Annotated in this window: 12 protein-coding genes; 6 read left to right on the forward strand and 6 right to left on the reverse strand. The window is 62.6% G+C overall.

Annotation, left to right across the window (positions count from 1 at the left end; genetic code table 11):
• Positions 1-344 precede the first annotated feature (344 nt).
• On the reverse strand, positions 345-1,133 hold the full coding sequence (locus PspCFBP13528_RS17090) for an AraC family transcriptional regulator (RefSeq protein WP_101221296.1): 789 nt from the start codon (positions 1,131-1,133) through the stop codon (positions 345-347).
• A gap of 187 nt (positions 1,134-1,320) precedes the next feature.
• On the opposite strand from PspCFBP13528_RS17090, the gene PspCFBP13528_RS17095 reads away from it, so the two are divergent.
• From PspCFBP13528_RS17095 to PspCFBP13528_RS17115, 5 genes are read left to right on the forward strand one after another with little or no spacing between them, the layout of a single operon-like run.
• Positions 1,321-2,946 (forward strand): APC family permease, encoded by a 1,626-nt coding sequence (locus PspCFBP13528_RS17095; RefSeq protein WP_137200836.1) that lies wholly within the window; start codon positions 1,321-1,323, stop codon positions 2,944-2,946.
• A gap of 11 nt (positions 2,947-2,957) precedes the next feature.
• Positions 2,958-3,884, forward strand: coding sequence for a 4-hydroxyproline epimerase (locus PspCFBP13528_RS17100; RefSeq protein WP_065952646.1), 927 nt, complete (start codon positions 2,958-2,960; stop codon positions 3,882-3,884).
• 37 nt (positions 3,885-3,921) lie between these two features.
• On the forward strand, positions 3,922-4,869 hold the full coding sequence (locus PspCFBP13528_RS17105; protein ID WP_065952645.1) for a dihydrodipicolinate synthase family protein: 948 nt from the start codon (positions 3,922-3,924) through the stop codon (positions 4,867-4,869).
• Between the two features lie 60 nt (positions 4,870-4,929).
• Positions 4,930-6,501, forward strand: coding sequence for an aldehyde dehydrogenase (NADP(+)) (locus tag PspCFBP13528_RS17110; RefSeq protein ID WP_137200838.1), 1,572 nt, complete (start codon positions 4,930-4,932; stop codon positions 6,499-6,501).
• 3 nt (positions 6,502-6,504) lie between these two features.
• Entirely contained in the window at positions 6,505-7,752 is a 1,248-nt protein-coding gene (locus PspCFBP13528_RS17115; protein WP_101221297.1) for an FAD-dependent oxidoreductase, read from the forward strand.
• Positions 7,753-7,760: 8 nt separating this feature from the next.
• Here the strand turns inward: PspCFBP13528_RS17115 and PspCFBP13528_RS17120 are convergent, their stop codons facing one another.
• From PspCFBP13528_RS17120 to PspCFBP13528_RS17130, 3 genes are all read right to left on the reverse strand, one after another.
• Entirely contained in the window at positions 7,761-8,678 is a 918-nt protein-coding gene (locus tag PspCFBP13528_RS17120; RefSeq protein ID WP_137200840.1) for an ADP-ribosylglycohydrolase family protein, read from the reverse strand.
• 32 nt (positions 8,679-8,710) lie between these two features.
• The gene (locus tag PspCFBP13528_RS17125; RefSeq protein ID WP_137201060.1) at positions 8,711-9,694 is read right to left on the reverse strand and encodes a GlxA family transcriptional regulator; all 984 of its coding nucleotides are present in this window, start codon (positions 9,692-9,694) and stop codon (positions 8,711-8,713) included.
• A gap of 365 nt (positions 9,695-10,059) precedes the next feature.
• Positions 10,060-10,668 (reverse strand): LysE family translocator, encoded by a 609-nt coding sequence (locus PspCFBP13528_RS17130; protein ID WP_137200842.1) that lies wholly within the window; start codon positions 10,666-10,668, stop codon positions 10,060-10,062.
• A 227-nt stretch (positions 10,669-10,895) separates the two neighbouring features.
• On the opposite strand from PspCFBP13528_RS17130, the gene PspCFBP13528_RS17135 reads away from it, so the two are divergent.
• On the forward strand, positions 10,896-11,153 hold the full coding sequence (locus PspCFBP13528_RS17135) for a hypothetical protein (RefSeq protein WP_137200843.1): 258 nt from the start codon (positions 10,896-10,898) through the stop codon (positions 11,151-11,153).
• A gap of 33 nt (positions 11,154-11,186) precedes the next feature.
• Here PspCFBP13528_RS17135 and PspCFBP13528_RS27615 read toward each other — a convergent pair whose 3' ends face one another.
• Both PspCFBP13528_RS27615 and PspCFBP13528_RS17140 read right to left on the reverse strand, forming a co-directional pair.
• Positions 11,187-11,354 carry a hypothetical protein gene (locus PspCFBP13528_RS27615; protein WP_175413306.1) on the reverse strand — a complete coding sequence of 56 codons (168 nt, stop codon included), beginning with the start codon at positions 11,352-11,354 and terminating at the stop codon, positions 11,187-11,189.
• A 248-nt stretch (positions 11,355-11,602) separates the two neighbouring features.
• Positions 11,603-11,800: a hypothetical protein gene (locus tag PspCFBP13528_RS17140; protein ID WP_137200845.1), complete on the reverse strand. Its 198-nt coding sequence runs from the start codon at positions 11,798-11,800 to the stop codon at positions 11,603-11,605.
• Between the last annotated feature and the right edge of the window lie 484 nt (positions 11,801-12,284).

The raw sequence follows: 12,284 nt of genomic DNA on the forward strand, positions 1-12,284 counted from the left end.
CAGGAAAAGTGAGAACCTCAGTAGTGTAGACCTGAGGTTCTCGCCGGGCTGACCATCTCATTAAGGCTCTTGCCCCACCACTCGGCACCTCGCCTAGGCTCGGTGTGCCCTCTCTCCGGCTTGAATCCGTGGGCCGCCGCAATGGGCCATCCATGGCCCAGTGCGGCTAACCCGGCGTCCTGCCGGGTTACCCACGGATTCAAGCCTGCGTTCGGCCAGCGTGGTTTAACGGGGCGCCTGAGATCAAGATCAAAAGCAGATCAAGATCAAGGTCAAGGTCAAGAGCGGCTCGCTTCGCATCGTGGTTAGCGTTGGCTGCTACAGCATTGTGTAGATAGCCAAGGCTATCGGGAGCAAGCCCCCTCCCACGAAGGTTGGGTGGCCTGCCGGTATTGCCTGGGCGTGAACCCTGTCGATGCCTTGAACTGTCGAGTGAATGCACTGTGGTCGGTATAACCGCACTGCAACGCCACGTCGGTAATCGGCAGTTCGGTGTGCAGCAATCGGTGGGCATGCTCCAGCCGTACCTTCTGGATCATTTGCCGGGGCGTGAGGTGGAATACGCGCTTGCAGTAGCGCTCCAGCTGCGCCACGGAAATGCCGGCAATGCGCGTCAGCTCGCCGAGGGTGACACGGCGGTTGAAGTGCGCGCGGATATGTTCGTCCACGGCCGCCAGGCGCTGGTAGGCGGGGTGGGTTTCGCTGGCCGATTGCAGGTCGAGCGAGATGCCGGCCAGGCCGATGATCGCGCCGTCATCGTTATACAGCGGCCATTTGTGCGTCAGGCACCAACCCGGTTCGCGGCTGCCGTAAAGGTGCAGCTCAAGCTGGTCCTCCAGCACCAGACCCTGCTGCAGCACACGCCGGTCCTGTTCGGTATAGCCCGGCCCCAGTTGTGCGGGGAATACGTCGGCGCTGGTCTTGCCCAGCAGCGGCTGCAGTTGCCGCAGACCGCAGCGCTGCACCAGGGTGCGGTTGGCGAGCACGTAGCGGGCCTCGATGTCCTTGATGAAAATCGCCGCGTTGGGGATCACGTCCAGCAACGGCAACAGCTGCGCCGCGCCCGTCAGCAACTGCTCGATGCTGTGGGGGCGACTGCCCTGCAAGAGACTCGCAAACACGTGCTGAACCATGACCTTCATCGCCCGTTTCTGACCCCGACGCCGAGCAGATTGCCCCATGCCCGAGACACTGTCGAGCGCTGAAAACTGTGCTGAATTCGTCGTCCATTCCGGCGCAAACCATCAATCGCCGCTCGCGCATCGGCATCACGATAGCGCCACTGCATGCCTATCCAATAACTCACAAGAAGGCGCCGCTATGTCAGGCCAAGGCAAGTTCAAGAAACAGCTGTCATTGATGGACCTCACCTTTATCGGGTTGGGGGCCATCTTCGGTTCGGGTTGGTTGTTCGCCGCCAGTCATGTCTCTGCAATTGCCGGTCCCGCCGGGATTATCTCCTGGCTCATCGGCGGCTTCGCGGTGCTGCTGTTGGGCATTGTCTACTGCGAACTCGGCGCCGCCCTGCCCCGTGCCGGTGGCGTGGTGCGTTACCCGGTGTATTCCCATGGCCCGCTGTTGGGCTACCTGATGGGTTTTATCACGCTGATCGCGTTTTCCAGCCTGGTGGCGATCGAGGTGGTCGCCTCGCGCCAATACGCGGCGGCGTGGTTTCCGGAACTGACCAAGGCCGGCTCCAGCGACCCCACTACCCTGGGCTGGCTGGTGCAGTTCGCGCTGCTGTGCCTGTTCTTCGTCCTCAACTACCGCAGCGTAAAGACCTTCGCCATCGCCAATAACCTGGTGAGCGTGTTCAAGTTCATCGTGCCGCTACTGGTGATCGGCGTGCTGTTTACCTTCTTCAAACCGGCAAACTTGCAGATGCACGGCTTTGCGCCGTTCGGGCTGTCGGGCATCGAGATGGCGGTGTCGGCCGGTGGGGTGATCTTTGCCTACCTGGGGCTCACGCCGATCATTTCAGTGGCCAGTGAAGTGAAGAACCCGCAACGTACCATTCCGATTGCGCTGATTCTCTCGGTACTGCTGTCGACCACGATCTACGTGCTGCTGCAAACCGCCTTTCTGGGTGGCGTGCCCACGGACATGCTCGCCGATGGCTGGGCGGGCATCAGCAAGCAATTGGCGTTGCCGTATCGCGATATCGCCCTGGCACTCGGCGTGGGCTGGCTGGCCTACCTGGTGGTGGCCGATGCGGTGATCTCCCCGAGCGGCTGCGGCAATATCTACATGAACGCCACGCCGCGCGTAGTGTACGGCTGGGCGCAGACCGGCACCTTTTTCAAGATTTTTACCCATATCGATGCGAAATCCGGCATCCCACGCCCAGCCCTGTGGCTGACCTTCGGCCTGTCGGTGTTCTGGACCCTGCCGTTCCCATCCTGGGAAGCGCTGATCAACGTGGTTTCCGCCGCACTGATCCTGAGTTACGCCGTGGCCCCGGTCACCGTCGCTGCGCTGCGCCGCACGGCCCCGCAGTTGGCGCGCCCGTTCCGGGTCAAGGGCATGGCGGTACTGGGCCCGCTGTCGTTCATCATCGCCGCGCTGATCGTGTACTGGTCGGGCTGGAGCACGGTGTCCTGGTTGCTCGGCCTGCAAATCCTGATGTTCGGGGTGTACCTGCTGTGCGCCCGCTGGGTGCCCACCGCGCACGTGAATCTCAAGCAGCAGGTGCGCTCGTCGGCCTGGCTGATCGGGTTCTATGCGCTGACCATCCTGCTCTCCAAGCTCGGCAGTTTCGGCGGCCTCGGCCTTATCAGCCACCCGTTCGACACCGTCGTCGTGGCGGTCTGTGCCCTGGGCATCTACTACTGGGGCGCCGCCACCGGGGTACCGGCCCATCTGGTGCGCCTGGAAAGCGAGGACGATGAAAGCGAAGCCGTCAGTGACGATCGTTACAGCCCCCCACTTTCTCCGGCCACCCACTGATGGAGCCTTGCATGAAACGCCTGCACGTTATCGACTCCCACACCGGCGGCGAACCCACACGCCTGGTCATGAATGGCTTCCCCACGCTGGCCGGCGCCACGCTCGCCGATCAACTTGACGACCTGCGCAACCACCACGATCAATGGCGCCGCGCCTGCCTGCTGGAACCGCGCGGCAACGATGTGCTGGTGGGGGCGCTGTATTGCGCGCCGGTCACCCCGGGCGCGACCTGTGGCGTGATCTTTTTCAACAACGCCGGCTACCTCGGCATGTGCGGCCACGGCACCCTCGGCCTGGTTGCCTCGCTGCACTACCTGGGGCTGATCGAGCCGGGCGTGCACACCCTCGACACACCGGTGGGCCCGGTGACGGCCACGCTGCACGCCGACGGCACGGTGACCCTGCGCAATGTCCCCGCCTATCGCTATCGTCGCCAGGTCGCGGTGCAGGTGCCCGGCCACGGCGAGGTCGTGGGTGATATTGCCTGGGGCGGCAACTGGTTTTTCCTGGTGTCCGACCACGGTCAGGCGCTGCAGATGAGCAACGTCGACGCCCTCACCGACTATACCTGGGCCATGCTCAAGGCCCTTGAAGCCCAGGGAATACACGGCGAAGACGGCGCGCTGATCGACCACATCGAACTGTTCGCCGATGACACCGAGGCCGACAGCCGCAACTTCGTGATGTGCCCCGGCAAGGCCTATGACCGCTCTCCCTGCGGCACCGGCACCAGCGCCAAGCTCGCCTGCCTGGCGGCCGACGGCAAACTCGGCGCCGGTGAGCCCTGGGTCCAGGCCAGCATCACCGGCAGTCAATTCCAGGCGCGCTATGAATGGGACGGCGAACGCATACGCCCGTTCATCACCGGCCGTGCCCACATGACCGCCGACAGCACGTTGTTGATCGACGAGCAGGACCCGTTTGCCTGGGGCATCTGAGCCCTTCCCCACTACTCAATACCAAGGAGTCAGCACCATGAGCGACAACCTCTTCACCGGCTGCATGCCCGCCCTGATGACGCCGTGCACCGCCGCACGCAAACCGGACTTCGACGCCCTGGTGGCCAAGGGTCGCGAACTGATCGATATCGGCATGAGCGCCGTGGTGTATTGCGGTTCCATGGGCGACTGGCCGCTGCTCACCGAAGCCGAGCGCCAGGAAGGCGTGGCGCGCCTGGTGGCCGCCGGCGTACCGACCATCGTCGGCACCGGGGCGGTCAACAGCCGTGAGGCCGTGGCTCACGCCGCGCATGCCGCCAGGGTCGGCGCGCATGGCTTGATGGTGATTCCGCGTGTGCTGTCCCGTGGTGCCTCGGCTACCGCACAAAAGGCCCACTTCGCGGCGATCCTCAAGGCGGCGCCCAACCTGCCGGCGGTGATCTACAACAGCCCGTACTACGGTTTCGCCACCCGCGCCGAGCTGTTCTTCGAACTGCGCCGCGAATACCCGAACCTGATCGGCTTCAAGGAATTCGGCGGCGCCGCCGACCTGCGCTATGCGGCCGAAAACATTACCTCCCAGGACGATGACGTGACGCTGATGGTGGGTGTCGACACCCAGGTGGTGCACGGTTTTGTCAATTGCAACGCCACCGGCGCCATCACCGGCATCGGCAACGCGCTGCCCCGCGAAGTGCTGCAACTGGTAGCGCTGAGCAAGCTGGCCGCCACGGGCGATGCCAAGGCCCGGCGCCAGGCTCGCGAGCTGGAAGCCGCGCTGGCGGTACTGTCCTCGTTCGACGAAGGCTGCGACCTGGTGCTGTATTACAAACACTTGATGGTACTCAACGGTGACCAGGGCTACGCCCTGCACTTCAACGAAACCGATGTGCTCAGCGACGCTCAGCGCCGCTATGCCGAGCAACAGTACGCGCTGTTCCGCCAGTGGTACGCCAACTGGTCGGCCGAGCAGAACGTCGACTGATCCCTGTGGCGAGGGAGTTTGCTCCCCCGCCACACCCACCTTTGTTTCCAGGATGATCCCATGACTCTGACGGGCAAGATGCTGATCGGTCAGCACTCCCTTTCCGGCACGCGCGAGGCGATCCGGGCCATTGATCCAGCCACGGGCACGCCGCTGGAGCCTGCCTATGCCGGCGCCGATTGCCAACAGGTCGAGCGGGCCTGCGCACTGGCAGGGTCCGCGTTGGATACTTATCGCGAAACCTCCCTGGCCGCACGCGCCACGTTTCTCGAGACCATCGCCGACAACATCGAAGCCTTGGGTGACGCGCTGATCGAACGCGCCGTCGCCGAAACCGGCCTGTCCCGTGTGCGTATCCAGGGCGAACGCGGTCGCACCTGCGGGCAGTTGCGCACCTTCGCCCGCACCGTGCGCCTGGGCGAATGGCTGGACGTACGCGTAGACACCGCGCAACCCCAGCGCCAACCCCTGCCCCGTGCAGACCTGCGCCAACGCCACATCGCCCTGGGCCCGGTGGCGGTGTTCGGCGCCAGTAACTTCCCCCTGGCCTTCTCGGTGGCGGGCGGCGATACCGCGTCGGCACTGGCCGCCGGTTGCCCGGTGATCGTCAAGGCGCACGCGGCCCACCCCGGCACCAGTGAACTGGTGGGCCGCGCCATCGCCCAGGCGGTGCACCACTGCGGCTTGCCGGACGGCACATTTTCTCTGCTCTACGACGCCGGGCATGACGTGGGAGTTGCGCTGGTGACCGACCCCCGTATCAAGGCGGTAGGCTTTACCGGCTCGCGCAGTGGCGGTATTGCCTTGTGCCAGGCGGCCCAGGCGCGCCCGGAACCGATTCCGGTGTATGCGGAAATGAGTTCGATCAACCCGGTGTACTTGTTTGCGGCTGCGCTGCGCGCACGGGGCGACGCGCTGGCCGAGGGTTTTATCGCCTCTCTGACCCAGGGCGCCGGCCAGTTCTGCACCAATCCGGGCCTGGTGATCGCGGTGCAGGACGCCGCCCTGGACCGCTTTATCACCCGCGCCAGCGACGCGCTGCAGCGCTGCCCGGCCCAGACCATGCTCACTCGCGGTATCTTCAAGGCTTACGAAAGCGGGGTCGGCAGCTTGACCCAGCATGCGCGGGTCGCCGCAAAGGGCTTGTTGCCCACCGGACCGAACCAGGGCCAGGCCCACCTGTTCGTGACCCAGGCCCAGGCTTTTCTCGGCAACCCACATTTGCAAGCCGAAGTCTTCGGCGCGGCCGCGCTGGTGGTGCAGTGCAGCGATGCCGAGCAGGTGCGCCAGGTGTCCGAACACCTGGAAGGCCAGCTCACCGCCACCCTGCATCTGGACGACGATGACCTGCCGCAGGCACAAGCCTTGCTGCCGGTGCTGGAGCGCAAGGCCGGTCGCCTGCTGGTCAACGGCTGGCCGACGGGCGTGGAAGTGTGCGACGCCATGGTGCATGGCGGGCCGTTCCCGGCCACCTCGGATGCGCGCAGCACCTCGGTGGGTACGGCAGCGATCCTGCGATTCCTGCGCCCGGTGTGCTATCAGGATTTCCCGGACGCGTTGCTGCCCAGCGCCTTGCAGCACGGCAACCCGTTGCTGCTGCGGCGCTTGCTCGACGGCCGGAGAGAGGCATAAGTGATGGCCGATCCCCACTCAGCGGACATCGTCGTGATCGGCGCCGGCATCATCGGCGTTGCCTGCGCCTTGCAACTGGCGCGACAAGGGCGGCAAGTGCTGGTGATCGACGCGCAGGCACCCGGTATGGGCGCCTCCTACGGCAACGCCGGGCACCTGGCCACCGAGCAGGTATTTCCCATCGCCGACCTGTCGATCCTCAAGCGCCTGCCGGCCATGTTGCTCGATCCCATGGGCCCGCTGCGCCTGGACTGGACCTACCTGCCCCGCGCCCTGCCCTGGTTCATGCGCTTGTTGCTGAATCTGCGGCCGACACGCTATCGGCGCACTGTCGCCGGCATTCGCGCGTTGAATGAAGCCAGCCTGGGCGCTTGGCAGCGTTTGTTGGGCTCTATCGGGCAACCGCAGCTGCTGCGCGAAGACGGTTCGCTGCTGGTCTTCGAGCACGCCGAATCCCGCGCGGCGCTGGATGCCTTGCACCAACGGATGCAGCAGCAAGGCGTGCCCGTGGCGTTCTGGTCGGCGCAAGCGGTACGCACGGCGGCGCCGCAGTTGAGCGAGGCGATACGGGGCGGCTTGTTTTTTCCGGGCACCGGGCATTTTCTCGACCCGTTCGCAGTGGTCGGCGAGTTGGTGAACGCGGCCAGGGCCTTGGGTGTGACCTTTCTGCAACAACGCGTCGTGGATGGCCGCGTGGATAATGACGGTGTGTCATTGATGACGGATCACAGCGTAGTCACCACGCGCCAGGTCCTGATCGCCTGCGGCGCTCACTCGGCTCATCTCACCGCCGCCCTCACCGGCAAGCACGTGCCGCTGGACACCGAGCGCGGCTACCACCTGATGCTGCCCCACGAACACCAGCGCCTGCCCTTCGCCGTCACCTCACTGGAACGCAAATTCATCATGACCCCCATGGCCGACGGCCTGCGTCTGGCCGGCACCGTGGAATTCGCCGGCCTGGAACGTCCGGCGAATATGCAGCGGGCGTGGCAGTTGCACCGTTTGAGCGACGGCCTGTTCCGCCAGCCGCTGAATGCCGCTGACGCCACACCGTGGATGGGCTTTCGACCTTCCCTGCCCGACTCATTGCCGATCATCGACCGGGTATGCGACGGCAAGGTGCTGCTTGCGTTCGGTCATCAGCATCTGGGGTTGACCCAGGCGGCGGTGACGGCGGAAAAAATCGCCGGGCTGGCAGGCGGTGAGGCGGTGCCGGGATTGCAGGCGTATCGATTGGAGCGGTTTTGATAAAGCCCTTAACAGGGCTGATTCGAGGAGGCCGCGAATAATGCATCGGCGGTCTCCTGGATATCGTCGCACTGGCAGAGCGTGTTCAGCCAACCGATGGGGATCCCATGGACACCATAATGTGCACCGGCCAACTGCCCCACGATAGCGGCGGTCGTGTCGGCATCATCCCCCAGGTTGGCCGCTGCGAGCACCGCTTCGGCAAAACTTGCGGTGTGCTCGAAACACCAGAACGCCGCTTCCAAGGACGCGACCGCATAACCTGATCCTGTAATGTCTGCCTGGGCCTTGTCGCGATACTCACCACGGGCGATCGCCATGACCTTGGGCGCCGATAACGCGCTGTCCTCCAGGCGCAGCACTTCATTCTTCGGCGCACCGCTCAAGGCCCTGCTCATCGCCTCGGCCAGCAGCACGCAGCATTCGATAGCCTCTTGGGCGGCGTGAGTAGTACGCGAACTGAGCGCGCTGAATCGGCGGATGCTTTCCAGGTCTGGAAAGTAAAACAGCACCACAGGCGCGAGTCGCATCATCGAACCATTACCGGCCGAATACGGGTCGGTGGAACCGGAAAACGCCTCGCCATTGCGCTCGAATGACGCCAGCGCTTCACGCACTGTCATGCCGATATCGAAGCATTCACCGGTCGAGCTCAAGTAGCCCCACTTCCACCAGTTCAGATAACGCCCCATCTGATCGGCTGCGTCAAAACCGCCCTTGCGCAGCAGGCTCTCGGCCAGGCACAGCGCCATGGAGGTGTCGTCGGTCCATTGGCCCGATTGGAGGTTGAACGGCCCGCCGCCGACCATATCGGTGACGGGCGAAAAGGTGCCCCTGGGCATGAACTCAACCGTGGTGCCTACCGCGTCGCCACAGGCCAGCCCAAGCAAGCTGCCGCGATAACGATCCAAAAGCGTGATGTCCATCAACCCTCCCTGAGAAAACATTGCCCCCCCTACTACTTGACCAAGCGCTTTTCTTTAGAGGGGCGATAGCCGAAATACGCGCTGTAGCACTTGCTGAAATGACTCGGTGAGACAAAACCGCAGGCCACCAGCACGTCAACCTGCGACAGCTCGGTGTGCTGCAACAGCCGCCGCGCTTCGGTCACGCGCAACTCCATGTAGTAGCGCTGCGGCGTGGTGCCCAGCTGTTCCTTGAACAGGCGCTCCAACTGGCGACGCGAGCGGCCGGCGTAGACGGCGAGTTGGTCGAGCTCAAGCGGTTCTTCGAGGTTGGCGTCCATCAGCTTGAGCACTTCGCGCAGCGGTGCGCTGACGCAGACGTTTTCGGTCGGCTTGATGCGGCGGTAGCGCGACTCTTCGAAGGCGAGGATGTCTTCGATGCCTTCGACCAACGCCTTGCCGTGCAGGCCCTTGATCCAGTCCAGGGCCATATGGAAGGCACCCGAGGGGCTGGAAGCGGTGAGGCGGTCGCGGTCGATCACATAGGGCTCGCTGGTGACCTGCGCGGCTTTGCACACCTCCGCCAGCGCCGGACGATGCTCCGGGTGGATGGCGCAACGGTAACCCTGCAACAACCCGGCGCGGCCGAGAAACCACGAGCCGTTCCACAGGCCGGCAAGCCCGATACCCTGTTCGGCAGCGGCGTGCAGGATATGGATAAAGTCTTCACTGGCCTTGAGTTCGGTGCGAAATCCGCCACAGATCACCAGCAGGTCCAAATCCTGCAACACCGAAGGTTCCAGGCGCGCATCGGGACGGATGACCAGGCCCAGGTCGCTGATGATCTCACGCTCGTCCCACCCGAACGTGCGTGTCACGAACAGCTCCGGACGCAGCAGGTTGGCGGTGACCAGCGTGTCGAGGGTCTGGGTGAAGGCAGGCAGCGAGAAATGTTCGAGCAGCAGGAAGCCGATGCGGGTGACCGCCGCTCTATGCTGGGGGTTGTCATTGAGGTAGCGCAGGTTCTTACCCTTCATGCCACCGCTGAACTGGCGTCTTTCCATCGCGGGTTGGCCCACTCTTATTGTTGATGCAGTGGGCGCTATCTTAGGGGCAAACGCGGTGGCTGTCTCACTCCCTGCGGCTGATCAGCAAAAACCTGTGGTGCCTGAAAACCTGCGACTCAGGCGCTCGCTCGCCATCTGATACGGTTTTTTGCGCATCATCTGCCTCTGTATCGAAAGCCGCCCGAAGCGGACAATGGCGCCACCCGACATTCCTGTCGTCTCCCCCTTCCCTTTGGAGGCCTTATGACCAAGATGGCTATTTTCCTGTTCGGTTTTCTGGTGCTGACCATCGGCATCGGCTTGCTGGCGACCATCTCGCCGGTCTAGTGGGGCTGTCACCCCACAAAAAGCATCGGATACAGCGACAGCACCAGCAACCCCGCCATGGTCCAGTTGAATGCCCGCAACCAGCGCGGCTCGCGCAATACACTGCGCAAGCCGCTGCCGCAGCCGACCCACACGCACACACTCGGCAGGTTGACCACGGCAAACACCAGCGCAATCACCAGCACATTGGTCACGTAACCCTCGGCCGGCGTGTAGGTCGTGATCGCGCCCAGTGCCATGATCCACGCCTTGGGGTTGACCCACTGAAACGCCGCCGCGCCAAGAAAAGTCATCGGCTTGCCCTGTTCGTCCTCACTGTCCGTCATGCCGCCGGCGCTGGCGATCTTCCAGGCCAGGTACAGCAGATAGGCAGCGCCGACATAGCGCAGCAGCGTGTACGCCCAGGGGAACAGCTTGAACACTTCGCCCAGGCCCAGTCCCACGCAAATCACCAGCACCATGAACCCAAGGCTGATCCCCAGCGCATGGGGCATCGAACGGCGAAAGCCGAAATTCACGCCAGAGGCCAGCAACATGGTGTTGTTGGGCCCAGGAGTGATCGACGACACGAAAGCGAACAGCACAAAGGCTGACAGAAGACTGGTGGACATGACCATGGCGCGGCATCCAAGCGGGATTGATGTGCCTGCGACAGTAGAGGGTTGTGCGCTTTATCGCCCCATACAGCTGGCGCTGGATCGAGGAATACACTTTGATGACATGGGTTTCACGAAGCTTTCACAGACGCAGGCCTAGAGTTATCCCAGCTCCTACATGAACACCTTTTAGCCCGCTCCCCCATCGCGGGCTTTTCTTTGCCTGTGATTTTCCCCGGATAAACACAATGGACGCGTTGATAGACGATCTCGGCGGTCCCAGGACTGCGCAGCAGGAACTGTTCTACGACCTCGAAGATGCCGGCGCCGTGATCGGCTGGTCGGTGGTTGAACTGACGGCCCTGGCGGCCGGCGGCAGCGCGGGTAATCAAGCGGCGCTGCTGACCAAAGTGTGCGCCCTGCTGGCCATCCAGCAGAAACGTCTTGAAGCCTATGCGCATGAAGTCAAAGAGCAGCGAATCAATCGAGCTGAAGCGGCTGGCTGAGACCAGCCGCAAATCTGCATGGGGGTGGGGCAATCAGCGATGTTGCGTTGAATGCTGGCTACCGTCGGTTTGTTGTTTTTTTACACGTTTGCGCGTTCTGAGTTCGTATTGGTGGTGGACAAACCAGATCACCAGAAGCAGAGCCGTCACGCCGAAAACCAAAGTTAAAAGCTCTAGCGCAGTACCTTCGTGTGCAAACATTTTTCGTTCCTCATCCTGAAGCCGTGTGACCGGAAAACAGTCACACCGAAATTGTTTGTAACAATACAAACAATTTCAGGGTAGTCGGCTGAGGCGTCCGTGACAACCGTTTAAGGGCCGGAACCCTTGATCCAGACACGTCATTCGTCGAAAACCACGCATTCGGGATTTGAAAAAACGAAGGCTGGATCGTTCTGCACCGCAAAAAAACCCGGCGCCAGGCCGGGTTCATTCGCGTGAATCAATCACTAGTTATCCGGATGCTCACTGGCCACCGAATCGGCCGCATCCACATCCGACATATCCTCCTCCAGCGGCGCCTCGTCGTCCGGCGGCAGTGGAATAGTGCCCTCATCACGCTTAGGGTCGTGACCTGTTTCGTTATCGGTATTGCGGGTCACATCCTGTTGAGACAGGTTCCCCGGGGCATTTTCGTTGATATGCATGCTGGCTCTCCGTTCCTACGCTCGGGATATCCGCGCTTGATATTCAGAGACGGCATGGCAGGCAGAGTGCCGGGTGGCAGACGAATGGTGATCCTATGTGGGAGGGGGCTTGCTCCCGATGGCGGTGGGTCAGTCAATATAGATGTTTCTGACTCACCGCTATCGGGGGCAAGCCCCCTCCCACCTTTGATTTTTAGTCCTGATTCTTGGGCGGATGAGATTTCCACTTTTTCACGGACAATAAAAAACCCCGTAGACGCTAATCTACGGGGTTTTCAAGAGTGGAGGCCGAGGTCGGAATCGAACCGGCGTAGGCGGATTTGCAATCCGTACGTGAAACACAAGCGCGCTGCGGCTTATAGCCATATTCATTTCCGAAACCCCGAATAATTTTATGCCCTGGAGACCGCGTAGAATGCGGTTCTTCCTTTTTGTTTCGGAACGTTTTTTACCCCTCCTTCGGCGTTCTGCCGACTCAAATCAA

The sequence above is a fragment of the Pseudomonas sp. CFBP13528 genome, from assembly GCF_005233615.1.
In the GTDB taxonomy this organism is placed as follows: Bacteria; Pseudomonadota; Gammaproteobacteria; order Pseudomonadales; family Pseudomonadaceae; genus Aquipseudomonas; species Aquipseudomonas fluorescens_AM.

Bases quoted from the DNA above. Each gene is read 5' to 3' on its own strand.
- PspCFBP13528_RS17135 (WP_137200843.1), top strand. From the start codon at position 10,896: ATGGACGCGTTGATAGACGATCTCGGCGGTCCCAGGACTGCGCAGCAG.
- PspCFBP13528_RS17110 (WP_137200838.1), top strand. From the start codon at position 4,930: ATGACTCTGACGGGCAAGATGCTGATCGGTCAGCACTCCCTTTCCGGC.
- PspCFBP13528_RS17090 (WP_101221296.1), bottom strand. From the start codon at position 1,133: ATGGTTCAGCACGTGTTTGCGAGTCTCTTGCAGGGCAGTCGCCCCCAC.
- PspCFBP13528_RS27615 (WP_175413306.1), bottom strand. From the start codon at position 11,354: ATGTTTGCACACGAAGGTACTGCGCTAGAGCTTTTAACTTTGGTTTTC.
- PspCFBP13528_RS17120 (WP_137200840.1), bottom strand. From the start codon at position 8,678: ATGGACATCACGCTTTTGGATCGTTATCGCGGCAGCTTGCTTGGGCTG.
- PspCFBP13528_RS17100 (WP_065952646.1), top strand. From the start codon at position 2,958: ATGAAACGCCTGCACGTTATCGACTCCCACACCGGCGGCGAACCCACA.
- PspCFBP13528_RS17115 (WP_101221297.1), top strand. From the start codon at position 6,505: ATGGCCGATCCCCACTCAGCGGACATCGTCGTGATCGGCGCCGGCATC.
- PspCFBP13528_RS17130 (WP_137200842.1), bottom strand. From the start codon at position 10,668: ATGGTCATGTCCACCAGTCTTCTGTCAGCCTTTGTGCTGTTCGCTTTC.
- PspCFBP13528_RS17125 (WP_137201060.1), bottom strand. From the start codon at position 9,694: ATGAAGGGTAAGAACCTGCGCTACCTCAATGACAACCCCCAGCATAGA.
- PspCFBP13528_RS17105 (WP_065952645.1), top strand. From the start codon at position 3,922: ATGAGCGACAACCTCTTCACCGGCTGCATGCCCGCCCTGATGACGCCG.
- PspCFBP13528_RS17095 (WP_137200836.1), top strand. From the start codon at position 1,321: ATGTCAGGCCAAGGCAAGTTCAAGAAACAGCTGTCATTGATGGACCTC.
- PspCFBP13528_RS17140 (WP_137200845.1), bottom strand. From the start codon at position 11,800: ATGCATATCAACGAAAATGCCCCGGGGAACCTGTCTCAACAGGATGTG.